The sequence below is a fragment of the Roseibium sp. MMSF_3544 genome (assembly GCF_030732845.1).
GTDB lineage: Bacteria > Pseudomonadota > Alphaproteobacteria > Rhizobiales > Stappiaceae > Roseibium.
Map to the genome: position 1 here is coordinate 1 of NZ_JASHKA010000005.1, position 26528 is coordinate 26528.

General features: G+C 57.7%; 18 protein-coding genes. 9 read left to right on the plus strand and 9 right to left on the minus strand.

Going from position 1 to position 26528, the window contains the following annotated elements:
- Nucleotides 1-61 precede the first annotated feature (61 nt).
- The 4 genes from RBB47_RS08765 (at nt 62) to RBB47_RS08780 (ending at nt 6591) form a co-directional block, all read left to right on the plus strand.
- Nucleotides 62-1684, plus strand: a complete 1623-nt coding sequence (locus tag RBB47_RS08765) for a caspase family protein (protein ID WP_305985402.1) — start codon at nt 62-64, stop codon at nt 1682-1684.
- Nucleotides 1685-1850: 166 nt separating this feature from the next.
- Nucleotides 1851-2531, plus strand: a complete 681-nt coding sequence (locus RBB47_RS08770; RefSeq protein WP_305985403.1) for a hypothetical protein — start codon at nt 1851-1853, stop codon at nt 2529-2531.
- Complete coding sequence (locus tag RBB47_RS08775; RefSeq protein ID WP_305985404.1) at nt 2528-4462, plus strand: adenylate/guanylate cyclase domain-containing protein; 1935 nt, start codon at nt 2528-2530, stop codon at nt 4460-4462. Before RBB47_RS08770 ends, RBB47_RS08775 begins: the two co-directional genes overlap by 4 nt.
- Nucleotides 4463-4596: 134 nt before the next feature.
- Nucleotides 4597-6591, plus strand: a complete 1995-nt coding sequence (locus RBB47_RS08780) for a M23 family metallopeptidase (RefSeq protein ID WP_305985405.1) — start codon at nt 4597-4599, stop codon at nt 6589-6591.
- A 63-nt stretch (nt 6592-6654) separates the two neighbouring features.
- Here the strand turns inward: RBB47_RS08780 and tssH are convergent, their stop codons facing one another.
- From tssH to RBB47_RS08825, 9 genes are all read right to left on the minus strand, one after another.
- Entirely contained in the window at nt 6655-9471 is a 2817-nt protein-coding gene (tssH, locus tag RBB47_RS08785) for a type VI secretion system ATPase TssH (protein ID WP_305985406.1), read from the minus strand.
- A 25-nt stretch (nt 9472-9496) separates the two neighbouring features.
- Nucleotides 9497-11020, minus strand: a complete 1524-nt coding sequence (gene tssG / locus RBB47_RS08790) for a type VI secretion system baseplate subunit TssG (RefSeq protein ID WP_305985407.1) — start codon at nt 11018-11020, stop codon at nt 9497-9499.
- Complete coding sequence (gene tssF, locus RBB47_RS08795) at nt 11017-13014, minus strand: type VI secretion system baseplate subunit TssF (protein WP_305985408.1); 1998 nt, start codon at nt 13012-13014, stop codon at nt 11017-11019. Before tssF ends, tssG begins: the two co-directional genes overlap by 4 nt.
- The gene (gene tssE, locus RBB47_RS08800; RefSeq protein WP_305985409.1) at nt 13011-13562 is read right to left on the minus strand and encodes a type VI secretion system baseplate subunit TssE; all 552 of its coding nucleotides are present in this window, start codon (nt 13560-13562) and stop codon (nt 13011-13013) included. The genes tssF and tssE overlap by 4 nt, the downstream gene beginning before the upstream one ends.
- 143 nt (nt 13563-13705) lie before the next feature.
- Nucleotides 13706-14191 (minus strand): type VI secretion system tube protein Hcp, encoded by a 486-nt coding sequence (locus RBB47_RS08805; protein ID WP_305985410.1) that lies wholly within the window; start codon nt 14189-14191, stop codon nt 13706-13708.
- 205 nt (nt 14192-14396) lie between these two features.
- Nucleotides 14397-15920, minus strand: coding sequence for a type VI secretion system contractile sheath large subunit (tssC, locus tag RBB47_RS08810; RefSeq protein WP_305985411.1), 1524 nt, complete (start codon nt 15918-15920; stop codon nt 14397-14399).
- The gene (tssB, locus tag RBB47_RS08815; RefSeq protein ID WP_305985412.1) at nt 15921-16472 is read right to left on the minus strand and encodes a type VI secretion system contractile sheath small subunit; all 552 of its coding nucleotides are present in this window, start codon (nt 16470-16472) and stop codon (nt 15921-15923) included.
- A 281-nt stretch (nt 16473-16753) separates the two neighbouring features.
- Nucleotides 16754-18037, minus strand: coding sequence for an ImpA family type VI secretion system protein (locus RBB47_RS08820; RefSeq protein WP_305985413.1), 1284 nt, complete (start codon nt 18035-18037; stop codon nt 16754-16756).
- 70 nt (nt 18038-18107) lie between these two features.
- Nucleotides 18108-18830: an OmpA family protein gene (locus tag RBB47_RS08825; RefSeq protein ID WP_305985414.1), complete on the minus strand. Its 723-nt coding sequence runs from the start codon at nt 18828-18830 to the stop codon at nt 18108-18110.
- Between the two features lie 410 nt (nt 18831-19240).
- On the opposite strand from RBB47_RS08825, the gene RBB47_RS08830 reads away from it, so the two are divergent.
- The 5 genes from RBB47_RS08830 to icmH all read left to right on the plus strand — a co-directional run bounded on the left by RBB47_RS08830 (nt 19241) and on the right by icmH (nt 26525).
- Nucleotides 19241-21067: a type VI secretion system Vgr family protein gene (locus RBB47_RS08830; protein ID WP_305985415.1), complete on the plus strand. Its 1827-nt coding sequence runs from the start codon at nt 19241-19243 to the stop codon at nt 21065-21067.
- Nucleotides 21068-21113: 46 nt separating this feature from the next.
- Nucleotides 21114-21704, plus strand: coding sequence for a hypothetical protein (locus RBB47_RS08835; protein ID WP_305985416.1), 591 nt, complete (start codon nt 21114-21116; stop codon nt 21702-21704).
- 22 nt (nt 21705-21726) lie between these two features.
- Nucleotides 21727-23499, plus strand: coding sequence for a type VI secretion system-associated FHA domain protein TagH (gene tagH / locus RBB47_RS08840; protein WP_305985417.1), 1773 nt, complete (start codon nt 21727-21729; stop codon nt 23497-23499).
- A gap of 78 nt (nt 23500-23577) precedes the next feature.
- Complete coding sequence (gene tssK, locus RBB47_RS08845) at nt 23578-24912, plus strand: type VI secretion system baseplate subunit TssK (protein WP_305985418.1); 1335 nt, start codon at nt 23578-23580, stop codon at nt 24910-24912.
- Nucleotides 24912-26525 (plus strand): type IVB secretion system protein IcmH/DotU, encoded by a 1614-nt coding sequence (gene icmH / locus RBB47_RS08850; protein WP_305985419.1) that lies wholly within the window; start codon nt 24912-24914, stop codon nt 26523-26525. Before tssK ends, icmH begins: the two co-directional genes overlap by 1 nt.
- The last annotated feature ends 3 nt before the right edge of the window (nt 26526-26528 follow it).

The following is a 26528-nucleotide window of genomic DNA, read 5'->3' on the forward strand; positions in this document are numbered from 1 at the left end:
CGGTGACAGCGGTGGCAGTAGCTGGGGTGGCTAGTCCGCAGTATCACTAGTTCAACCTGCCATGTTTCAAAGATCCGGGCCTGATACGCTCAGGCGGTTCATCCGAACGATTTCCGGTGTGTTGGCGCTGTTCTTTTTTGCAGCGCCGGCATCAGCCGCCGAATGGCGTGCATTGGTGATCGGCATCGATGACTACCGGCACGTTTCCCCGCTCAAGGGGGCCGTGAATGATGCCAAGGACATTGCCAGCACGTTGAGCGCCGCCGGTGTCCGCGATCTCCAGACGCTTTACAACGAGGAGGCAACCCGTTCGGGGGTTCTGACCGCTTGGCAGGAGCTGATTGAGAGATCCGCGGAAGACGACGTTCTTGTCCTGTCCTACGCAGGGCACGGAGCGCAGGAGGACGAGTGGGTCGAAGGCTCGGAAACCGACGGTCTCGACGAGGTTTTCCTGCTGGCCGGATTTGATGTTTCCGCTCCAGGCAATGGAGAACGGCTTCGCGACGATGATGTTGCCGCCATGCTTCGCGCGGCCGGTGGGCGCAGCGTCCTGGTTCTGGCTGACAGCTGTCACTCGGGCACCATGACAAGGTCTATCGATCCGCGCATTACCCGGCTCGGTACACGCCTGATCGGATTGCCGCCTTTTGAAAACGATGTATTGCGCGAACTGCCCTTGCACCCTGTTTTGGAGGACAAGCAGACGGGAGGCAGTGATCTGCAAGAACTCCCGAACGTCATTTATGTCGGGGCGACCGTCGATGGTCAGGTGATCCCTGAATTGATGATCGCAGGCGAACCCCGCGGCGCTCTGAGCTGGTCCTTTGCCAGAGGCGTGGAGGGACGAGCCGACCTCAACAGGGACGGCGGCATTTCCATGCAGGAACTCACCCTGTTCTTGAAGGAAACCGTGCGCGTTGCGACCGAGGGCAGGCAGACACCCAGCCTGACCGTTGGCGGCGAAACGCGTGCTGCGGTGCTGCCGCGTGTAAAGGACGACATTCTCGAGCGAGGCAACGCGCAGCTGACCATATCCGCAAGCACGAACGAAGCGCTGCCAGTTCTAAACAGTTTGTCTCAGCGCCATTCCGGGGCGCTCAGCATCGTGGATGACGGAAACGCGGATCTCTTCTGGGATGTGGAAGAAGGCGACGTTCTGACGAAGTTCGGCGATGTGGTCCTCAGAGAGAGAGCCAGCAATGCCGACAGGTTCGGCGATGTCGTTTCCAAGTGGCTCTTTTTGTCCGAGCTTTACGCCCTGTCCCGCGAACGCCAACCGGTGGAAGGTTCATTGGCTCCGGCGGTCGGACACATTCCAGAAGGCTCGCCCTTGCGCGTCGGACTGAGATCGGAGGACAGCGGTTTCATGGCTGTCTTTGCGCTCGAAGCTGACGGGACATTGCGTCTGTTGGCTCCGGACAAGAAAGCTGATCCGCTCGGCAAAGACACCAAGCTGGATGCCAATGCGCCCTACGTCCTGAACCTTCGTGCAGCTCTTCCGTTCGGCGCTGACCATATCGTGCTGATCCGCTCCCGCGAACCGATGCCACAGCTGGTTGGTGTCCTATCCGCGATGGAAGGGCGCCCGCTCGACCCGACCTTGTCTCCAAAGCTTCTGAGTCTCATCGGCAAATCGGCTGAAGCCTTGGGAATAACAGGCGTTTACACCGAGCCGGCCGGTTAACAGAGCGCGTAAACGCGGGGTTTCTCAAGGGATTGGCCGCCAAAAAGCGGCTTTGTGTGACCATAGCCACATTCAAATCGCTATAGTCTGCTATTATTTAACAAGGATTGGCGCCGGCCTCGAAAACGAGAGCGTGGCGCAGAACGCTGATTGATTGGAGACTGTGATGACACTTTTATTTAGTCGTTTCACCAAGCGAAGTTTGAACGCCAAGGGATTGGCTGCTGCATTTGCGTTTTCCGCTGCCGCGACCGGGGCTGCTTTAGCCGAACCGGTTGCTCTGGTACTCGACAAGTCGGAAGGCGTTTCCGTCTCCGCATTCTCGGAGTTGGTGCCAGGCGACGTTGTCGACCTTGGCAAGGAAGGGCATATCGATCTGCTTGATTATTCCGCCTGCCAGGAAGTTCGCATCAAGTCAGGTACTTTGAGCGTTTCTTCGGAGAGCATTATTCTCGACGGCGGTGAAACGCAGGTTCTGCGTGCAGGCAATTGCCTTCAGGCCGACAGTGGTTCCAATACGCAGACTGCCGACAAAGGGCTGACGGTGACGCTTCGCGGCCTGACGCTGGAAAACAAGAAAGCGGCATCTCTCATGCTGCGTTTCGACGAGAAGGCAAAGGACCAGTATGGTTCGGTATTCGTCTCCTTCGGTGGCGGTGAACCGAAGCGTTTTGACGTCCTCGATCATATCGTGACCGAGATGCCGGATCGAGGCAGCGAGGAAGAAGCCGTTGAAGTTGAACTGTTTCTTCAAGGAAAAGCGCCTGATTTTGGCGTTGAGATGCGCAAGATCACGATTGATCCGGTCCAGGTTGGACGGAAGACTGCGGTCGTCATCGTGAAATGACCTCAGCGGGCCAGCCAGCGGATACAGCCTTTGGCCGAAAGCAGCTAGTTTTCCTGATTGCTCTTGTAGCGATAGCTGCCAGTATTGCCTTGGGCTTTTCTGCGAAAAAGGCCATTTGGGAAGGCTGGGTGATTGATCGCCTGTTTCAGGCCCGGACCATGCTCACGGATGCAGGAGAAAACAATCCGGCTCCGGTTGCCGTGGTTGGCCTGGACCAGGCCTCGCTTGATTCTGAACGTCTGTCTCCCATACCCCGCGTCCTGATGACACCCGTTCTTGCCGAGGCCGGGCAAGCGATACTTGATGCCGGAGCTGTGGCTCTGGGTTTCGATTTCGTTTTTGCCTACAGCGCCGACAGCTTTGCGGACCCGAGCACAGGCGAAGCGCGACTGAGCGGTTTCGATCGCCCGTTTCAGGCTTTTGTCTATCGAAACCGGGGACGGATCTTTATCGCCCACACGGAAATTGGTGTACCCCACCGCAGTTTTTCCGCGGCGATCGGGGAGGGCGGTGTCCGATCGGTCATCGTTTCGACGGACATTGACGGCGTTGTCAGGCAGCACACGCCGGAAACACCGCTGAATGACTCGGACCATCTGATAGACGCTTTGCTCGGTGTCGCGGGGTCCGATGTCTCCGAAGCCTATACCGCGATCCCGACCTCCAGGCTTGCGACATCTCTTCCGTATTTCTCTCTGATTGACGTTTTGACCCTGAAGCAGAACGAAGAAGGCCGGCAGCAGCTGAAGGAGTTCGCAAACGGCAGGATCGTTCTGCTCGGAGGATTGCTTCCTTTCGAGGATGAGCATCTCTATTCGGACCGGTTCCTGCCGGCGACCGCAGATGACAATGCAGAAACGGGGCCGGGCGGCCGGCCAAGGGTTCAACCGCAAACCGCCGGTGTCTTCATTCTGGCTGACCTGATCGGGTCTGCCCTGTCAGGCCGCACAGCGATAGCACCCCCAGCCGGTGTCCTTAGTGTGATCGCGGCCCTATTTGCGGTTATCGGCGCTGTCGTCGGGCTGTTTCTGCCCCTGGTGGTGTTGCCGGTGGCAGCGGTGCTGGGAACATTGGCGGGTCTTTTCCTCAGCCTGGTTGGTCTGGAGCTGGGCATCCTCTTGTCTCCAGGCGTGGCACCGGTCAGTTGCGTCGGTGCGATGGTTATCTCCGCGGTCGGCAAGGTTATCGTTCTGCAGCGCCGCCAGCGGTCATTGGTCAGGCTGTTCGGGCACTATCTGGCTCCCGACGTGATCAAGCATATGGCTCGGTCCGAGCAATTGCCCGAGCTGGGAGGCGACACGCGTCATGTCGTCGTTGCCTTCATCGATATCGTCGGGTTTACGAAGATGTCGGAGAAGCTCGCGGACCAGGATGTGGTGCGCGTGGTCAATGCTTGTTTCGACGCAATCGGACAATCGATAACCAAGCATCAGGGCTACATCGACAAATACATTGGCGACGCCATCATGGCGGTCTGGAATGCTCCGAACACCGTTGAAAATCCCGAAAAGGCCGCCGTCGACGCGGCCCACGAAATCATCAACCTGCTCGACCATATCCGGCAGATCACCGACCAGCAGGAGTTGGATTTGCGCATTGCCTTGAATGCGGGACCGGTTTTGGTCGGTGACATTGGCGGTGAACACCGCCGGTCATTTACGGTGATGGGCACGACCGTCAACACGGCAAGCAGGATCGAATCCGTTGCCAAGGACAAGAAAGTGCGCCTTGCCATCAGCCAGTCGGTCGCTGACGGATTGCCAAAAAGCTATCCCTTGAGTGAAATTTGGACGGGCCAGTTGCGCGGACTCAGCACGGACCTTTCCGTCTATACGCTTGATGTTGCTGAAATCTATATGGAATCTGCGCCGAAGGACGCCGAGCGGCAATCCGGGCAGGAGAGTTCCAATCTGGTTGAATTTCCACGCTGATTGCCGCAGCGGCAATCCGACACCGGTCGCTTTGCATCTGGCGCTATCATCCGGCATGATCTGTAAAGTCGCTTGGACAAAAAAGGTGGCGATCTAGCCGCAAGAGCGCTCAGAACTGCGCCCGGGATACCCAGATGGCTCAATGGCCTGACAACCAAAATGCCGGTCAACATCGCCCGGAATTCGACCGTACGGTGATCCGGCCCGCCGGACAGCCGGCGCCGCCGCCACCAATTGCGCCGGAAGCACAAGCCCCTCGTGTAACCGAAAGTCGCGCCCAGGCGCCAAAAAAGTCTCCGTTCTTTGTTTACGCCATTCTAGCGGTTCTGTTTCTGGTCATCGGCGGTGGGATAGGAGGTCTGGCGCATCTCTTTTCCTCCGGTGCAATTTCCTTTTCTGCGCCTGATACGGCCGTGGTCGACCAGACAGCGCCGCCAACACAAGAGACGGCACAAACCGAACCGAAGGCTGAGGATACGGTCGATGCCACCACTCCCGACGAGGTCATTGAGACAGTCACACCGGAGACGACTGCCGATGCCGGTTTGACGTCCGATGAGGAACTGGACGTTCCGGCCGATCCGTTTTTCGACATGGCTGTTTCAGCCGTTATCCCCCTTGCTGGTGACCCGGTTTTGTTGAGCGATGGCGCATCGGCGGAGAGGATCGAGCTTTCCGAACGGTCTGTGCCGGAGAACACCGAAGCAAAGGGCGTTGCCAAACTGCCTACCCCAACCGCTTTCGTGCTCGACAGCCGGATGCTGAATGAAGACGGTGATCTGGTCATCCGGGCACCCGGCAGCGAAACGGATTTTCAGTTCGGCAACTTCGGCGGCGGAGAGGAATCCGACGGATTGGTAGTTGAAGACGAGGGCGAAACGGGAACTGAGGCCGCGCCTGATCTTCCGGTGTTTTTAAAGCCACCAACCGATACCCTGAACCTTTACCTGACCGAACGGCCCATTGGGCAAGGACCAAGCCGGATTGAAGTCCGCACCGAAGTCACCAAGGCCGGTAAGCTGGAAGCCTTTTTGAAGGATCGCGGGTTTGACGGTGATGCCTCCAAGCCGCTTGTGACATTTGTCGAAGAGGAGTTCGGGAAAAGCGATTTGGTCGCGGGCGACAAGATCGCGATCAGAGGTTCGAGGATGCCCAACCGGCTTGGGCGCATCGGAGACTATTATCGTCCCGTTCAGCTGTCGCTCTATTCAACGGAGGGATATCTCGGAACGGCGTCCTACTCGGCAAACAGGGATGGCGAAGCCTATGTCCACGGTGCCGATCCCTGGTTCGGCAAGGAAATCGCGCGAAAGAAAGTCGCGGGCGATCAAAGCGCAACAGCCGGCAAGACGCACCGGCTGATCGATGGGCTTTACGCGACCGCGGTAAGGAACGCCGTTCCCGCATCCATCGTCGGTGAGGCGATCGCCTATCTGGCGCCATCCACGGACCTCAAGAGAGCGATCAAACCGGATGAGCGGTTCACGCTTGTCTTTACCGACGCGCCACGCGATGAAAAGCGGGGCGGGGGCAGGGTGCTGTTTGCCGGCGTCCGCACGGGAGATGAATGGTCCGTCCGGTGTTATGTCCTGAAAGCGCCCGGCAACCGCGGCTTTGCCTGCGTCAGCGAAGGCGGCAAGATCAGTCTTTCCGGGGCGATGCTTGTTCCGGTGAAGGGTGTTTTGACATCAAAGTTCGGAATGCGGTTTCACCCGATCAAGAAAACGCAGCGCCTTCACGCAGGCGTGGATTGGGCAGCACCGACCGGCACACCCATCCGGGCCGCGTTTTCCGGCAAGGTCACGTATAAGAACGTGCGCGGCGGATATGGAAACTTCATTGAGCTCACGCACAAGGACGGCATCACCACCCGGTACGCCCACATGCACGAATATGCAGATGGTATCGAGATGGGTTCAGTTGTTCAGGCCGGCGACCTGATCGGTTATGTCGGAACAACAGGCCTTTCGACAGGACCGCATTTGCACTTCGAGATCCGGCAAAGAGGCGAGCCGACCGACCCGCTTGCTTTCGAAATGGAAACCGGCGCAGACGCACCGCAATCGGTCGCGAGCAGCGACCTCAAGAACTACCGTGGCACAATCGGTGAAATCCTGAGCACGAACTGAGGCAGAACCACAGCTGCCGGCAGCCGCAATATGGAGTGCGGCTGCCGGAGTTTCTTGTCAGCTTCAGCTGGCGCCTTCCGGCTCGATCTCAAGCCCTTCGTCGCCTGCCTTGATCGAGACTTTCGATATCTCCTCGCCATTCATTTGTGCCGTCAAGAAGGCACGCGAGAGCTTGGGCAGGAGATCGTTCGTCAGGATGTTGTCGATCATCCGTCCACCGCTGTCCGGATCCCGGCAAAGCGACACGATATGGGCGACCACGTCGTCGCCGAACGTCAGCTCCGCCTCCCTGTTCTCTTTCACCCGCTTGACGATCCGGTTGAGCTGCAGCCGTATGATGAAGCCGAGCATGGACGGCGACAGCGGGTAATACGGGATGGTGACAATCCGGCCAAGCAGGGCGGGCGGGAAGACGTCCAGCAGCGCAGGGCGCAGCGTTTCTGCAAGCTCTTCCGCGTCCGGTGCATTCGGGTCGGTCGCTGCCATGTTCGGGTCACTGGAAACCGGCGCGTCCAGCATGTGTCCCGCGGCATTCATGATGATGTCGGTACCGACATTGGACGTCAGCAGGATCAAGGTGTTGCGGAAATCGATCTTCCGCCCCATGCCGTCTTCCATCCAGCCCTTATCGAAGACCTGAAAGAAGATCTCGTGGACGTCGGGGTGAGCCTTTTCGACTTCATCGAGAAGCACAACAGAATAGGGCTTCCTTCTAACGGCCTCTGTCAGCCGTCCGCCTTCGCCATAACCGACATATCCTGGAGGGGCTCCCTTGAGGCCGGAAACCGAGTGGGCTTCCTGGAATTCGGACATGTTGATCGTAATCAGGCTGTCCTCGCCCCCGTAAAGGGTCTCCGCCAGCGCAAGAGCCGTTTCCGTCTTACCGACACCTGACGGGCCGCACAGCATGAACACGCCGATCGGCTTGTCCGGGTTCCCAAGTTGGGCACGGCTGGTCTCGATCCTCTTGGCGATCATGGCAAGTCCGTGTGCCTGGCCGATCACGCGCTTGTTGAGGCTGTCGGTGAGATTGAGAATGGTCTCCATCTCGTCCTGGACCATGCGGCCCACGGGAATGCCCGTCCAGTCGGAAATGATGCTGGCAACCGCCTCGTCATCCACATAGGCATAGACCATGCGGTCGTCCTCGGGGATCTGCGAAAGCTCGGCACGTTTTTCGGCAAGCGCGGTTTTGATCGCCTCTTCGTCTTCCAGATCAACGTCCAGATCGAGCTCGATATCGTCAATCGAAACGAGAGCCGGTCCTTCGTGCTCAGGATCTTCGATGTCGGAACTTTCCGGATGCGGGGCGGGTTCGCCGCCCCTTAGCTGCGTCAGCGCGGCATTAAGACGCCGGATGCCGGCAACCAGGTTGCGTTCGTGCTCCCAGTCCTCGCGAACCTTCTCGATATCGTTTTCGGTCTCGTCAATGGCCACATTGAGCGCGTCAAGCTGCTCCTGATGCTCCATGCCGAGTTCCGTATCGTTGGTGAGCGCCTGTTTTTCGGTCTCCAAAAAGCCTTTTCTGGCAACAAGGTCAGACAGTTTCGCCGGTTGCGCTGCCTGGGAAATGTTAACCCGCGCAGAGGCCGTGTCCAGAACGCTGACCGCCTTGTCCGGAAGCTGGCGGGCCGGAATGTAGCGGTGTGACAGCGAGACGGCGGATTTGACGGCGCTGTCCAGGATCCGTACCTGGTGGTGCTCCTCCATCGGCCCGAGCAGCCCGCGCACCATGGCAAAACACTTTTCCTCATCCGGCTCATCCACCTGGACGGGCTGGAAACGCCGGGTCAGGGCAGGGTCCTTTTCAAAATGCTGCCGGTACTCCGACCAGGTGGTGGCGGCAACAGTGCGCAGTGTTCCACGGGCAAGTGCCGGCTTGAGCAGGTTGGCCGCATCGCCTGTTCCGGCCGCGCCTCCCGCTCCAATCAGCGTATGCGCCTCATCGATGAAAAGAATGGTTGGAACGATCGAGGCGTGGACGGCGTCGATAACAGCCCTAAGGCGCTTTTCGAACTCGCCTTTCATGGAGGCACCCGCTTGCAGCAGGCCGAGGTCAAGAGCGCAAAGGCGCGTTCCAATCAGGGCCGGCGGCACATCGCCGGCAACGATCTTCTGGGCAAAACCTTCAACGATTGCGGTTTTGCCGACACCCGCTTCCCCTGTCAGGATCGGGTTGTTCTGACGGCGACGCATCAGCACATCGATCACCTGGCGGATCTCTTCGTCCCTGCCGACAATCGGATCGAATTCCTCCGCCCGCGCTCTCGCGGTGAAGTCGACGGTAAACTGCGTAAGGGCATCTTCACCGACACCGCTTCCGGGGGCTGCTTCGGCCGCTTCAGCACCGGGAGCTGCTGCGGCTGTCGCCGGGCCCGACCCATCAATCGGTCTCGCTCCTGTTTCGGCAGAGGCGCCGGCAATCTTATCGAGATCCCTGATCAGGATGTCGCGGTTCAGGTTCTCCAGAGCTCCTGAATAGCTGCGGAACTGGCGCCACGTCGTCTTGTCGCCCATCGCCGCGATCAGCACATAGGCGGACCGTATCTTGTAGTCACCGTAGCGCAGCGTCCCCTCGAACCAGGCACGCTCAAGCGCCTCCTGGAACGGGGCCGCCATGGACGGAAGCTCCGTCTGATTGATCTTGAGCTCGGCGATGGCTTTTTGCAGATCGCCGTGAACCTCGCCGACATCAATACCGAAATGGCGCAGGATGTGAATGAAATCGGTGTTTTCGTCGCGCGCGAGATAGTAAAGCCAGTGCAGGATTTCCAGATGGCGGTGACCGGAACTTTTGGTCAGGCGCATCGCCTTTTCCAGGCAGTCGTAACTGACCGTCGTGAGTTTGTTGGCAACTGTTTCAACAAGAATGTCGCTCATGGCATCGGCCTTTCAAATTTGAGACCTATTGATAAACAGCGGTATGCCGGCGCACCGGACGGAAACGGGTGTCCGTCAGCATGTCGGCTTCTTCGTCGGTCTCGTCTTCTTCGGAAATTTCGGCTTCCGCGGGCTTGAGCCAACCGATATGGCCAAGGGTCGCGGAATTGTTTCGATCCATCTGGACCGCAGAGGCACATCGTCTGGGAAGAGCGAGTTCGATCTCGTACTCGATCTCGAGGCCCAGATAAAAATCTATGAGATCAAAGAGTTTTTCGGTCCATGGGTTTGGTTTGGTTCGCGTTGGCGGGAGAAACTTGCGGTACTCCTCAAGAGATTTTGTGAAGATCCGGATGCGGATCTTGTCGCTAACGCTGTAGATCCTGGCTCCAACAATCGTGTCCCTACCAAGCTGCCCGACCCCGCCGGGGCCGAAGCCGCCGATGCTGAGCTGGTCATCAGGCTCAAGATGCAGCCAAGTTCCAACACATTGGTCGATATCCACCCTTACGCCGAAGACACCGGCAATGAGTGACTTGAGGCGTGCCGCGCTCTTGACCTTAGGTGATGTCAGTCCTGCATAAAGAAGTTTCAGCCTGTCATCGATCCGGTCCAGATCGGAATAAACCGGACTGCCGATACCGATGCCTGAACCAAGATATGCAAGGAACCGGTCATCGTCCTGGCGGTCATGCTGCACGATCGGCCGGGCATCGGCCCAGGCGCGGAAAAAGAGCTGAATGAAGCGGTTGTTGAAGACGTCAAGGAAACGCGGAAAGCTGTCTTCGCCGCGCAACCCGCGCATGATCGCTTCATCAGTCAAGGCGGAGGGCAGCGCACCTTGCGGGCCAAGGAGCCCGAGGAAACGTTCCATCAAGACAAGTCCACCGTCTGCATCCCGAGTCGCGCGCTCAATCGTTGACGTTGCGAATTCGCTGGAAGGGTCTTGTCCGAAACGGACGATATCTTCCATCAGGCGCCGGCTTTTGCCGATCCGTGGGGGGGCGGGTTCGTCCTCTTTTTTGGGGTCAATGCCGTTGGTGTCGGCGCCGGGAGCTGTCTGTCCCTCCAGCATGCGCAAAACGGCAAGGAGATCATGCCCGCCGGGATGCTCTCGAATGCGCTCGCTAAGCGCTGCCAGCAAGGACGCATATTGCTGCTGCACCGGAACTTCTATCCGCGGTTCAGCTGGCGGTTCAGGCTCTTCCGCAGGGTCCTCCGTGACCGGGGCTTCAGCGGTTTCTTCCTGTTCCGAAGGGTCCGGTTCTGAGACGTCCGAAGGTGCCTCGGCTTCGGACGGCTCGACATCGCTTTCTACCGTGTGCGGTTCGGGCGCGGGCGATATTATCGCGTCTTCAGCCGCTTCAAGGCCATCAGGTGTTTCCGTCTCATCCGTATAGGGGGCGGGCAGGGGCTCCTGGTCGGTGTCTTCGCTATCGGGCCAGACGGAAGGAGACGATGCGAATTGCACAACGGTCTTGTCGCCCGATGCTGCGGGCGCCTTGGGTCTGACCTGCGTGGTCTCTTCCTTGTTGTCGGCGTCGCTCATAGGATCCCTTTTGCGCCGATCCTCGGCGGCCACTTCATGATTGTGCCGCGTTCCGTCGTTGCGATCACGCATTGCGTGAAGTGATTGATGGACGCGTACTCGGCGATAAACCGGTCAAGAACAGCGCCGAGAAGAAATGCGCTCGCACCTTCGAAAGCCTTGTCGTCGAGCGTGACCGTGACTTCAAGCCCGCGGGCGACACCTGTTCCCGATTTTTGCTGCAGGCGACGCACCACGGGACGTGTCGAAACAGATCTGACCGACTGCGCCTGGCGGTCGGCAGCATTGTCGGAAAGAGGCGCAAAAATGCTCAGGATATCCGCGAAGGACCGGCCGTCGCGGCCGGCGGCATCATGAATCAGCCCGGTGTGGTTGAGAGCAAGAATGTTGATAAGCCGCCAGGAAATTGCACCGGCATGCCCTTCTTCGCCAAGTCTTTCATTGTACGACAAGAGTGGCGGGCGAGGCGATGTTGGTCCGGCAACGCAATCGACCTTGAGGCTGACATCTTCCAGGATTCGAAAGTCGCCAATGGACGACTTATCCGGATTCGTGCCGACAGGCAGGTCTGCGGCCAGGGCCCGGTTGGAGGCCATGACTTTCAGAGAGAGTTCCGCAAGCCTCTTGTTGCCGCTTTGCAGAAGGGCTGCTGCTTGCGCCCCGCTTGAAATCGTGACGAAGGTTTCCGTACCGATATAGGAACTGGGCTGCATCCGCCGAACTTCGCTGGACGACTGGCGGCGAGGCAGGCGGCGAATGGTATAGAACCATTCATGTCCGGCTTTCTCCGTGTCCGGGGCAACGCTGTAAAGCGGTTCGACGACCCTTTTCTCGCCTCCTGAAAAATGTGCGTTCACCTCGGTGACGGAATGCACTTCGTAGTCGAGAGGGCGCGTCCGGTCCGTTATCACGGCGAACTCGTGTTGCCCTTTCTTGATCGGCACCCGGTCGGTAGGCCGCTCGAACAGATTGACGGCCGGTGCGCTATGGAGCGAGAAGATCTTGTGCTCGACATGGGCCGGCAGGCGCGTATCAGCCTCGTCAAATACGAAAACAATCTCGAATGACTTTGCCTTGACCCGATCCAGATAGCGGCGCAGACCGGTGAGGCGAAAGCCAAGAAAGCTGCGTGGAAAGTTGAAGTAGTCTCTGAGGTAATCGAAACCGACGAACATACGACGGTCATTACGCAAGAGAGCGTCTTCCTCATCGAAGCCCAATTGTTCGATTGCGGTGATCGGCAGCCGCTGCAGGGTCGCTTGACCGAACGCATCTTCCGTTCGCAGGTAAACTGCGATCGTATGGCCGAAAATCTGTTCGTAGATTTTGGCAGCGAGGTCAATCGGGCCGATCAGCCGGATCGGTAGCTCGTCGATCCGGCAGCCGGAAACCTGGTATTCGGGTTTCTTGAGCGCCTCTTCCTCGGAGACTTCATTCTCCGGGTCTTCCGCCATCCGGTGCGTGAGCTTTATGGAAAGTCCGGCACGTGCGCGCCGGTCTTCCGCCATATCAGCACCCAGTCCGGACACCTGCGCTGCTGAGCTCAAATACTTGGCGCCCGTGAGTTGCAAGGGCGTCATCACAATTGGGGCTGCCAAGGTGAAACGGCATCTGACTTCGCCCTGTCTTTCCCGAAAGACGGCCTCCATCGGCGCATGCCGGTCGATCTTGATCCCGGCCCTAAGGTTGGCATCGCCGTATTTGGGCGTAACGCGGGCGAGCACCATGGAAGGAATGGGGGCTAGTGCGGTCGGGTAAAGTTGCTCAAAAAGGTTGGACGTAAACTCGGCGAATTCATGCTTCATCTTGAGCTGAACGCGCGCCGCCAGGTAAGCGGTGCCTTCCAAGAGCCCCGACAGCATCGGGTCGGAGCGGTCTTCCAGCAGCCCGCCAAGACGTTCGGCAACGGCCGGGTAAGCCTCCGCAAAAGCTGCGCCCTGTTCGCGCAGATAGATCAGTTCCTGATTGTAAAGGTCCAGAAATTCCCGGTTCATCCAGTCGCCCCGATAATCTTGATGCGACCGAAAGCAGGGTCGACATCAGCTATGAATTCGCTGCCGATCCGGACCGGATCGCAGCGGATCTCGGCCTTGATCAGGAACCGGACCTTGAAGGTTTCGCTCTCTACGTTTTCATCGCGCACGACCTGCAGGGTGCGCGGCTCCATCCGCGGCTCGAAGCGAATGAGCGCCTCACGGATATCGTCAGCCAGTCTTTCGATCCGGATCGTGTCGACGACATGCACCGAGAGGTCCGGGAGGCCGAAGTTCAAGATGGAGTTTTCCACTTCCGGAAAATCGGAAAGATCCTGGGTGGAATTGAGATTCACCGTATTGAGCAGCGCCTGGAGGTCGCGTCTGACTTCAGCCAGAAGGGTTTGTTCGGACACTCCGTAGGAGCGTGACAAGCGACGTCCCGATTTGAGCGATTTGGCCTTGGAGACCTCTTTCTGGCGCTCTTGTGCTGCCTTGTAGTCCGGGTCGTCCATCGCCCGGAAGGCCCACATCAGCGGCGAGTGCATTTTCACATTTGATTTTGCCATCGGCAACGCTCACGCGACTCCAGCCCCGAATGATCCGCAAGAGGCCTGACGGCAAGAAACTGGTTCTTTCGCCCTGTTTGAAGACCACGCCCCTAAAAAACCGGCTGCCGCCCATGCGGGCGGCAGCCAACTCGGCAAATGCCTTATTTCTTTTCGTTCGCAGCAATGTCCCATGCGAATTCCGGAGCTGCACCCTTGGAACCATCCGGCTTCTGTTCGGTGTAGATGAGTTTGTATTCACCGAAGTTCAGCGTGGTGTTTTCCGTGATGCGGTCGTCGGAACCGCTGCCGCCGGTCGAAATGCTGGTGACAATGATGTCCTTCATTTCGATCTTGATGTACTCGAGCGGATTGTCGCCCGCAGCCTTGCGGCAGTAGAACCAGCCAGCCGGGATGTGTTTACCCGTCGACAGGTGCTGCATCAGAACCGGTGTCGATTTGTCGACGTACTTGGTAATGCTCAGATCCTGGAAATGTGCCTTACCGGAACCGGAACCGGAACCCATGTGCGTGGTGCCGGACTGCGATGCGCCCCAGGACCAGGACAGAATGTCGATCTCGTCCTTGTGGGTTTTGTCCTGAGCTTCACCCTTGATGCCTTCAAGTTTCAGAAAATAATCAACAGCCATTTTGAATAATCCTCTTTGTAGTTATGCCGGAAATGATTGGCCGGCGTCGTAATTCCAATTATTGACATCTACCTCGGACCTTCTGGTCCAAACCCCTGGGCGCGTTCGCGTCTCGTTTGCACCTCCACCCGGTAAAACCGGGGTGCATCCTGGAGGGATGCCTGCCGGTCGGACGGGCAATCGCCCGACCGGCAATTCTTGAAAATCAATTGCCGTCTTGCGGAATTCTCGAGGCGAGGCTCATACCGATATCCATGCCTTCGAGTTGATAGTGCGGGCGCAGGAAGAACTGGGCCCTGTAGTAACCCGGATTTTCCTCGTCATCGATAATCGTGACCTTTGCCTCGCGGAGCGGCTTACGTGCTTTGGTTTCCTCGGTCGAATTGTCCGGGTCGCCGTCAACGTAGTCCATGATCCAGTCGTTCAGCCAACGCTGCAGCTGTGCAGATTCCTTGGTCGAACCGATCTTGTTGCGCACCATCACTTTCAGATAGTGGGCAAACCGCGTGGTTGCGAACATGTAGGGCAGCCTTGCTGAAAGGTTGTCCGAAGCGGTCGCATCCTTACCGTCAGGTCCGGAGAACTGACGCGGCTTGAAGACCGACTGTGCACCCAGGAAGGCAGCCTGGTCGGTGTTCTTGCGGTGGATCAGCGGGATCAGGCCAAGACGCGAAATCTCATGCTCGCGGCGATCGGAAATCGCGATCTCAGCCGGACATTTCTGATCAACGCCACCGTCATCCGTTTCAAAGACGTGCGTGGGCAGGTCTTCCACAAGCCCGCCGCTTTCAACGCCGCGGATACGAACAGTCCAGCCGTACTCCTTGTAGGCACGGTTGATGTTGGTTGCCATGGCGTAGGCGGAGCTCATCCAGCCATAGTTTTCGTGGCTGTCTTCGCCGAACTCTTCCTCGAACGCGAACTCTTCCACGGGATCGGATTTCGCGCCGTAGGGCTGACGTGCCAGGACACGCGGCAGCGAGAGGCCCAGATAGCGGGAATCTTCCGATTCCCTGAGCGTACGCCACTGTGCATGGATTTCGGTGTCGAAAACTTTGGACAGGTCGCGCTTTGCCGGCAATTCAGTCCAGCTTTCCATTTGCATGAGCTGAGGATCAGCCGCTGCAAGGAAAGGAGCGTGTGCCGCTGCTGCGATCTTCGCCATACCGCGCAAGACTGTAATGTCCTGCGGGTCGTAGGAGAACTCGTAGTCGCCGACAAGACAACCATAAGGCTGACCGCCAAGTTGGCCGAATTCGGCTTCGTAGATCTGCTTGAACAGCGGGCTCTGGTCCCACTTGGCACCACGATAGCTCTTGAAGACGCCGGCAAGTTCCCGTTTGGAAATGTTCAGGAACTGCAGTTTCAAAGACGCATCTGTTTCCGAATTGTGGACCAGATAGTCGATGCCACGCCACGCGCTTTCAAGTTTCTGGAACTTGGGAGCGTGGATGATCTCGTTCACCTGCGCCGTCAACTTCTCGTCAAGCTTGGCGATCATCTCGTCGATCGTGTCATACACGTCGTCCTTGATCAGCGCCTGGTCCGAAAGAGCCTCCGACAGGAACGTCGACATCGCGTTGTCAACGAGTTCGTTGGCCGTTTCATTCTCGCTCTTGATGCGGAAATTCTGTTTCAGAATGGAAGCGAATTCCTCGGGGCTTTTTTCACCCGTGGCTTCGCCGGCAGCTGCACCACTCGTTTGAGCGCTCGTATCGGTGTTGCTCATTTATGCCTCCTCTTTGTCGCCTTCCGCAGCGCCATCATCCGACTTCCCCTTGTCGGCTTCCATCTGCTGGGCAAGCGCAGCCATCAGCGCGGGGTCGCGTGTCAGCTCCTCCAGCTGACTGATTGCCTGAACACGACCGTCCATCATCGTGCGCAGTGACGCCAGGCTGTTGCGCGCATCCAGCAGTTTCTTGAGAGCCGGAACCTGCTCTGCAACCTTGCCGGGCGTGAAGTCGTCCATGTTCTTGAATTTCAACTGGACGCTCATCTTGGAATTGTCTTCACCTGAGAGCTTGTCTTCCACCGTGAAGGACGTGCCAGGTTCAATGGCTTCCATACGCTTGGTAAAATTGTCCATGTCGATATCGAGGAACTTGCGCTCATCAATGTCAGACTTTTCAACGCCAGGGCTATCTCCCGAAAGATCGGCCATAACGCCCATCACAAAGGGCAGCTCGACTTTCTGTTCCGCGTCAAATGGATCTTCGTAAAAAATATGGACCCGCGGAGGCCTGTTGCGCTTAATGAAGCTTTGCCCGCTATTTGATGCCATTGTACTTGCCTTTCGTATTCTTGACCTCGGAATAAAGTTGGTCAAATTCAGTCAAATACTCGCGCAGGGCGTATTTAATATTTTTGCCTGTTAATTCTGCGCTTTATCTAATGATTTACATTTACTTCGTTTGCTTCGGATTTGAAGTGATCACAGTCACATCATCGTCGCTTTACAATTTTTCCTCAAATATTGAGGACCTGTTGGGCTCCTGTGTCAAGGACAAGAGTGCAAACTCCAAATGCGTAAATGCCTCTCGTCCGATTGAGATGATCTTCACCTCATTCATCTTCTGGTCGCAGGAACAGGTTGAGCAGGCCGGTAAAGGATCCGGAACTCATGTTCTGAGCTTCGTCCAGAAGCATTGGTATCGGGCTCGTTGGCTCGTTTGCCGAGTAGTAGCCCTTGACTGCCGAGATACCCTTGATCGCGTCAGCACGGCTTTCGATTACCAGAACGGAAAAGTCATCGATGTTGCCTAGATCACGTTCTTCGCCTTCGTTGAGTTCGAGCAGTCTGTCGTTTGAAAGCTGGAGTCCGCTGGCGCCGAGAATGAGCGAGACCTCATCAAATCTTCGCGGCATCAGTATCTTCAATGCGTCGAGGTAGGACTTGCCGACGAGACCACGCGCCTCGCGCACCAGAAACAGGGCAGGGTGCGAGGGCTCACGATTGGCAAAATAATCTTCAACCGCGTCGAGGATCAGTTTGGCCTGGGCAGCATTCCTGATTTCCAGATTTGACGTCGCAGACGGACCGGCCTCGGCAGAGTCTTCTGAATCGGTTCCCTCAGCAGCCTCTTCAGCTTCTTCCGGGGACATGCGTCCCAGACGTAGATTCAGTTCAGCTTCCATTTCGTTCAGAAGCGTGCAGAGGTTCTCATAATTGGGAGGCGCAGCCTTTGCCTCGGCTTCCTTCAGCTTGTCGGTACAGGTCTGAGCGATTGCCTCAAGTTCGTCGGGCAATTCGGACAGATCCTTCAGGACATCGTCGATGACCTCCTGCTCCAGTTCGCCTGAGGTTAGCGCAGCCTCGATCGCGCCGAGGGAGATTGTATGTTCATCGGGGCGGGCGGTCGCATCACCATTTGCGATTTGTATTGCGCGGTAGCTGATCGGGCCGCTGCGCCGGGTCTTCAAGAGAGGTGCTGCTTCTAGCGGCAGAACAACGGTCGGGCGATTGTTGAGCGATTCGAGCGCTCCAACGCGCTCCATGAAGCCGAAGTCCGCATCCATCGGGTGAACGGTATCCCAATGGTCTTCGAGCAATTTTCGCACGATCCTGATGACGTTTGCGAACAGGTGCAACTGGCCGTTCAACAGGGCGAACTGGGACAACATGATCAGCAACCGGAGGTCTCTCGATTGCTTGAGGAAGCCCTCCATTTGCTTGAAGATGTCGGTGAACTCGATTTCGGACCGGTCGAAGTCGGTAAAACGCTCGGGCAGCATCTCTTCGCAGGAATCCATGAGCGCTGCAAACGCCGGCTCTGTATCGTAGAGATCCGGGCCGCATCCGGCGCCAGGCGACAATTCGCTGCCATATGTTTCCGGATCGAAATTCATCTAAATGCTCTGCCCCAAGAATGCATGTCCCTGCCGGATTTCGCTCCGGCAGGGCAAATTTTGAAAAACTTTATTGTTCGAAAACCAGTTTGCTCTCGACCCGGCGGTTGGCGGGGTCATTGACGTCGGCGACCTTCGGACGCGTTTTACCGTATCCCACGGTTTTCAGACGGTCTCGGCCAACTCCGATTGAAACCAGAAACTCGGTAACTGCCTGTGCTCGATCTTCGGAAAGCCGCTGATTGTAATTCAGCGAGCCGATCCCGTCGGTATGACCTTCGATGACGAAAACTGCGCTCGAAAGTTCAGGATCGGCAATGCCCTTGGCAAATTCCCGCAGGTTCGCCTGTGCCGTCGGACTGAGACGTGCTGAAGCGTATTCGAAGGAAACAAGCAGGTTGAAGCCAGCGTCAATCGCTTTTGTGTCCGGATCGACAACGAGTGTTTCGGCGGTCTGGCCTTCACCGTTTTGAGCATCCGGATTTTCGGGTGTGACGGCGACCTGGCCGCCTTCCTGTTTGGCGGCATCCGGGTTGCATTCGTCCCGTGTGCCGATGCAAAGGGCGCGTGTTGCGCCGCTTGGTTTCAGCGAACGGGTTTTAAGCTGTTTAAAGTGCTGGGACACTTCGTCGGCCGAGTATGTGGCATCTTGCGCAAAAGCGGTTCCAGCGCCAAGGCCGGAACCGGCAATGACGATCGAAAATGCTGCTGCAAGAAGCATCGGGCGCGGCCGAAAAAGACCAGTCACATTGTGCTTGCGCGTGCTTGCACAGGTGGTTTTGTGTTCGGTCACGATTTCATTCCTCCCTGTTGGGGTTCGTGCGTGGTGTGTCGCTAGGGCGTCAACAAACATCGTGGCAGAAAATCTAAATATTACTGTGGCGAAAGTCACTAAAGTACGTTTTGATGAGAGTATGTCCGATTGCTGGGAATAAGCAAGAGGATTGAGGCGTGAGAATTTGGTGAGATAAGTGTGAAAATTTAGTCGGATGGTAAAGATTCTAAGGAGTCACCTTTTTTTATGCGATACATTTAGTTAAGCCGTCAAACAACGCTTGGTAAATTTCGAAATCGGCGTTTAAACTATTTGCAACATTTGTGTTATCGAGCACATCATTTTTGCCGGAAACGCCGTAGGTATTTGTCAGACGGCTGCGTATTGAAGATGCCGTCGGCAACTGAAGTATTTCCGAGGAGAACTCCGTGGCCACTGGACAACTCAGACAAACCAACCGAATGGCCGAATTGAAGACGGTCTTTGGCGAGGATGAGCTCTCCCTTGTCTCTATTGATTGCGACGAAGGATTGAGTGACGATTTTGAAATCCGGCTGGACGTTGTCAGCCAGCAGGAAGATTTGGATTTCGATCAGGCAATTGCGACACATATGACCGTGAGGGTCGACACCAATAATGGCGATACCCGGTTTTTCGACGGGCTTTTGACGGATGCCCGATGGGCTGGTCACAAGGACGGCTATTATCGGTACAAGCTGCTTCTTCGGCCCTGGTTCTGGCTTCTCACCAAGAATGCCAATTGCCGGATCTTCATGGACAAGTCGGCCCCCGAAATCATCAAGGAAGTTTTGGGCGAGCACGATTTCTCGGACTTCGAGGACAAGCTCACCGAATCATACGATCCCATCCACTACTGTGTGCAGTATCGGGAGTCGGATTACGACTTCTGTTGCCGTCTCATGGAAGAATTCGGGATGTCGTATTTCTTTGAGCACGATGACGGCAAGCACGTGATGATTTTGGCTGATTCGAAGTCATCCTACAGTCCCATCGAGGGCGATCCGGAGATCCCGTTTATCCCGCTCGGCGGCGAAAGCCAGCGCGATGAGGAGCACCTGTACGACTGGGTTCCGGGCCGCAAGTTCAGGACCGGCAAATTCGCAGTCAACGACTACGATTTCGAAAAGCCGGGTGCCTCGCTTGAGGCGGACAAGGACGCCGGTTCCGCGTACCGTGCCGGATCTCTGGAAAATTATGACTATCCGGGTCGGTACAAGGAAAAGGACAAAGGCACAAAATACAGCAACATTCGTTTGGAAGCTGAGCAGGCCGCCGACAATCGCATCGAGACTGCCGGTGAAGTGGCACGTCTTTATCCAGGTGGTTTGTTCACTCTGAAGGACCATCCGCATGGCCCGCAGAACAAGGAATACCTTGTGGTCAGGGCAAACCATCACATCATTGCGGAAAGCTATCGCTCAGGCGAGGCTGGTACCCAGGGCGAGGCCTACACGGGCATCTACAATGTTCTGTCGACCGACATTCCGTTTCGCACACCGGCGCGAACAGCCAAACCGCGTATTCCCGGACCGCAGACAGCCAAGGTTGTCGGTCAGGGCGAAATCGACGTCGACGAGTACGGTCAGATCATGGTCGAGTTTCACTGGGACCGTGACAAGACCCAATCGCGCCGCGTTCGCGTTGCGCAGGTCTGGTCCGGAAAAAACTGGGGCGGCATCTATATTCCGCGCGTCGACCAGGAGGTGATCGTCCAATTCCTGGAAGGCGACCCCGACCAGCCGATCGTGATCGGAACGGTCTATAATGCCGACAACATGCCGCCTTACTCGCTGCCCGGTGAAAAGAATAAGGCCGGTGTAAAGTCAGACTCCACCGTCGGTGGCGGCGGTTACAACGAGTTTGTTCTGGACGATTCCAAGGGCCAGGAGAAAGTCGGTATCCACGCTCAGAAGGACATGGAAACCGTTGTAGAAAACAACGACGACCTTCACGTGAAAAACAACCGGACGACAAAGATCGACATGAACCGAACCGAAGAAGTCGGTGTCAACGTCACCGAAGACATTGGTATGATGTGGACCGTTGAAGCTGGTGTGATGATCGAGTTCAAGGTCGGTTCCAGCAAGATCGTCATGACACCGGCATCCATCGATATCAAATCCCCGATCATCAACATTCAGGCGGACGGGTTTTTGAACGCCAAAGGTGCAATCACCACGGTTGAAGGCAGCGCATTCCACCTGGTCAAGGGCGGCGTGGTCATGATCAACTGATGCTGACATTCGATGAAACTGTTGGACCGCACACGGAGCAAGTTTGATGGGATCTCGTATCCGCTTCACAAAGGCAAAACAGGTTTTTGAAACCTATCCGGAGCTTTCGGAAAAAGTAGCGCTTCCCACTGCTGACCCGACGCCCCAGGAGTATGCGCAGTCGTTGCTCCAGGGGACGGAGCCGACATCGTCCCTGACGTTTTTCGCGCATGCGCTGCCGAAGAGGGAAGCCGTCTGGTGGGGCACAAAATGCGTGACCGGTCTTGACGACAAAAGGAGCGCAGAGGACGAGGCGGTGCTCGAACTGGTGGAAAACTGGGTCCGCGAGGGCGATGAAGAGGCGCGTGTCGCCGTTCACAACGCGGTAGAAGATATGAACGGCAACAGTCCGTCGCTGTGGATCGGCCGCGCTGCGAGCTGGTCGGGCGGCTCGCTTTCTCCCAATCCCGATTATCGTGTGGACATGCCACCACATCTGACGGCCGTCGGCGTAAATGTCGCCATGCAGGTTGCGATAGGATCGCTCGGTCCAAAAGCCCGCACAGATGCGCTTGAAACCTGCATATCTGCAGGACTGTCCTTCGCAGAAGGCGGTGTCATGCCCGTCGTGCATGTTAAAGGTCAAGACGTCACTTGAATCGGCCGGGAGAACGGTGGGAATGCGCATAACGCTCCAGATCGAAAACGTGGACCGGTTACAGACCGGTGGACAGGTGTCCTATTCCTGTTCCGATCGCGGATTCGATATCGGCCGTCACGAGCATCTAGACTGGAGCCTGCCCGACCCGCAGCGCGTTGTTTCGGGTAAGCATTGCGAGGTCCGCTACGAGAGTGGACAGTTCGTACTCGTTGACGTTTCGACAAACGGCACGTTTCTCAACGGCAGCCCGAACCGGATGGACAAGGCGCATGTGCTGCGCTCGGGCGACCGTGTCATGATCGGCGATTATATCATTGCCGTGACGCTGGACGGCGAGGCAAGTGCCGGAGCCGGGTTCGGCGGCGCGGCAACTGCAGCCCCCGAACCGGCCTTTCAAGCCCAAACACCACACTGGCAATCGCCGGAACCTGCTGCTCCGGCAGCACACGAATCGCAATGGCCCTCAGCGTCACCCTCTGCACCGCCTCCGTATCCTGTTCAGGAGGGCGGTGGTCCCTGGGGGCCTCCGACAACAGGCATGGAAGGGCGCCACGCTCCGCCATCCCAGGCGCCGGGTATCGGCACGCCGGCTGACGACGTCTGGAGCCAGCAGGGACACGGCTGGGGCAGTGCCGACCCCGGGCTCTACGATCCGCAATCGCGCCCCCCGGACGCGCAACCGGTAAGACCCGCGCAAGCCGATCCGATGGATCACCTGGCCGCACAGCCGGAGCTGCATTCGCCGGAGCCGACGCCGCAGCCGCCGGCACCGGCCGCAAGCGTTTCTCCGCAGGCACCTGCTTTCCCGGCAGCCCCGGACGCACCGGCATCACAGGAGCCGTCCGAGCCCTTGTTCAAAATGCCGGACTTGGCTGCCGCGGAAGAACCGGTTGCACCTGCGGACGAGGACAAGGCGCCACCACCACCACCGCCGCCGCCGCCTGTACCGGAGCCCGCGCCTGAAATCGTAGCCCGCGAATCCGTTCCAGCCGATCCGATTGATTCACCGTTTCCAGAAGCGCCGGCAAAGAGTGAACCAGCGGCGGAAGAAACGCCTGCCCAACTTTCAGAAACGGCGCCTGAAAGCAACGTCCAGACAGAACCGGACGTCGCACCAGAGGCAGCGCCGGCAAGTCCTGCAGCGCAACCCACACAAGCCGAAAACGCCGTCTCGCCTGAGCAGCAATCAGGTGCACCCGTCAGCAGCCCGGATCTTCTGAAGGCCTTTGCAGAAGGTGCGGGTATTCCCGAGGCCGTGCTTGCGGACCGTGACCCGGAAGAATTTGCGAAGGAACTCGGTGAAATACTCCAAGGCGTTACCGGCGATCTGATGGGGTTGCTTCAGGCCCGCAGTCAGGTGAAGGCCATGACCCGCAACGCCAACCGCACGCTTATCAGCCGCAGCGGTAACAACGCGCTGAAGTTCTCGCCGACCCCGCAGATGGCGCTGCAAACAATGTTGGCGCATAATGTCGAGGAAACCGGTTATCTGCCCATGTCCAAAGCCATGAGCGAATCGTTCAAGGACATCCAGAAACACCATGTCTGGACCTATGCCGCCATGCAAAAGGCGGCAGCACGTTTCGACAGCACCTTGTCGCCTGGCGCGATTGAGGAAGAAGGGCAGGTCGCCAAAAGTACTTTTGGAAGCCAGAAGGCCAAACTCTGGGAGCGCATGCAGGAGCGTTGGAACTCGCTCTCCAGTGCGTATGATGATGGTCTGGTCGGCGTTTTCACGCAATACTTCACGGAAAGCTACGAAGAATTATCAAGTCAAGAACCCGAGCAATAATCCGGGCGATCATACTTTAAGAATTTTTGACATTCCAAGGACGCGCCGGCGCCTGAAAGTTAAGGGAGCAGAGCCTTTATGTCGTGGTATAGCAAGGTTGCATGGACCGAGGGCCTGTTTTTAAGGCCGCATCATCTACAGCAAAGCGACCGCTATGCGGAGCATTTGCTGGATGAACGTGTCAGGCTTGCCTCGCCTTATCCCTGGGGTTTTTCGGAAATCGAGATTGACCAGGATGTCGGCCAGCAGTGCCGATTTGCGCTGCGTTATGGCCGGGGGATCTTTCCGGACGGTACGGTGTTCAATTTCCCTGCGGACGGCACGCCACCTCCGGCAATCGATGTTCCTGAGGACGCTGCCGGCCAGATCGTCTGGCTGGGTATTCCGGAAACGACCGTGAACGCGGTGGAGGTGTCCAACGGCAGGGAAGATGCGGCAACGCGTTACATGCAGGGCCGTGAGACGATCATCGATTCGACTTCCGCCATTCGGCAGGAAGAGGAAATCGACGTCGCTCATCCGCGTCTGGTTTATTCCATTCGCTCGACGCCTCATCCAGGTCATGTCTGCCTGCCGGTTGCCCGGATCACCGAGATCAAGGACCGCATTGTCATAACGGATGGAACGTTTGCACCACCTGTTCTTGCGTGTCATGTCCATCCGGTCGTCACAGGCTGGATCGATTCCGTCATCGGCTGGGTCGAACGCAAGCTCAGCGAACTGGCGCGATATGCTGCCGATACGTCTGCCGGAGGCGGTTTGCAGAATTTCGATTATCTGACGCTGCAGATGCTCAACCGGCTTCATCCCCAGCTCATGCATTTGAGAAAATCGGCCTACGTGCATCCGGAGCGGCTCTATTCTGAGTTCCTTATGCTGGCCGGTGAACTGGCAACCTTTGCCACTGAGGAGCGCCGTGCGCGGAATTATCCGGTTTATGATCACGATAAGCTGCACGACATCTTCAAGCCGGTTCTCGCAGACATTCAGGCGTTTCTGTCCGCCGGCTACGACCGCAGGGCGATCCGGCTGCCGCTGGAACAGCTTGCGCCGAACGCTTTCAAGTCGACCATTGTCGACCGCAATCTGTTCTCTCAGGCGAGCTTTGTCATCGAAGTCGCCGCACGCCGCCCATTGACGGAAATCCAGAACGAGTTTCCGCGACTGTTCAAGGTCGGGCCGTTCGGCCAGATGCGGCAGATCGTCTATTCAAACTTGCCGGGCATTCCACTGATCCATATGCCCGTGCCGCCCGCGCAGATCCGCGCTCTCACGGACCGGGTCTATTTCCGGCTCGACAAGACCACGCCGCTTTGGCGCGAGTTCAGTCAGGATTCGGCAATCGGACTGCAGTTTTCAGGCAACTGGCCGGACTTGCAGCTTGAATTCTATGCAATTCGGGAGGGCCGGTAATGTCCGACAGCGACGATCCCTTTGGCGTTTCCAAACGCAAGGGAAAAACGATTGTCCGGCCCAATCCCGGTGGCCGTTGGAGCGAAACACCTCCGGCGAACGCACCGCAACAGCCCTCTGCGCCGCCGCCACCTGCTTCGCCGCCTGGACAGGCAGCACCGCCGCCGCCACCGCCGTCTTCTCAGCCGCCGGGAGCACCGGACCCTTGGCAGGGTGGTCGCGGAACCGGACCAGATCCTTATGCACCGACACCGGCTGGCTATGAGTATGGTCAGCAAAAGGCGCCGGACATCAGAACGCCACCACCGGCGCAGCCGACACCGCCACCTCCGCAGCAACCTGCTGCCGCATCGCCGCCTCCCGGACACCAGCCTGCAGGCCAGTTGGCACAGACGCCGGACATAAATCAGATACGGGTCGCCAATCGCAATCCGATTTCGCGCGCCGCCGCTCCCTTGCTTCTCCTGTTGGGTCGTCTGCATCTGACAATGACCGACGCCCAGTTCGATGCCTTGATGCGCGACGTCTACAACGCAATCAAGACGTTTGAAAAGGAGCTGCGCAACGCGGGCATCACCGACGACCAGATCCAGTCGGCTGCCTACGCGCTTTGCGCGACGTCGGACGATATCGTCCAGAACCTGCCTTCGGCGGGCCGGCATCAGTGGACGCAATATTCCATGCTGACCCAGTTCTTCGGGCAGGCGACCGGTGGTGTCGAGTTCTTCCAGGTTCTGGAAAAGGCCAAGCAGGACCCGGGGCGCAATTACGGCGTTCTTGAAGTCATGCACTCCTGTTTGTCGCTCGGGTTTTACGGCAAATACCGGGCAATCCAGGGAGGACAGCAAGGGCTCGAACGCGAACGCCGGGACCTGCATGAAATTCTGAGACGTGTGCGGCCCCGTCCGGGCGACGATCTGTCTCCGCACTGGCGCGGACTGGAACTTCTGCAAAAGCGGACCCGGTTCTCGGTACCGATCTGGTCTGTCGCAGCAGTCGCCGGTGCCTTGCTGCTCGGTGGGTATGTCACCTTGATGCTGCTGCTATCCAGCGGAAGTGAAGTGTTGGCGAGCCGGGCTGTGGCACTCTACCCGACAGGACCGATTGAACTTGCCCGTGAGGGCTATCAGCCGAAGCCGCCGCCGCCATTGGCTCCACCTGCAGATGCGACGATCGATACGGTGTCCGCGCAGCTTGCCGGTATCGACGGATTGGAAATCTCCCAGGCCGGACCGGCGATCATGCTCAGGATGCGTGCACAATTCGATGTCGCCGCAGCGACGTTGCGTCCGGAATTCCAGCTGCTGGTTGAACAGGTCAGTCAGACCCTGGACAATGTCGACGGCGAAATTCTTGTGGTCGGCCACACGGACAGTGACCCGATCCGCAACAATCCGCGCTTCCCGACCAATTGGCATCTGTCTGTAGAGCGCGCGAAGAGCGTCGCAGGGGTGATGCAATCCATCCTGCAGACACCGGACAGGGTCCAGGTGGAAGGCCGCGGCGCAGACGAGCCCATCGCTCCCAATACCAGCCGCGACGGCAAGGCGCTCAACCGCCGGGTGGAGGTGTTCCTGAAGCCTCCCACCAAGGGTTTGGTGATCAATAACTAAAGC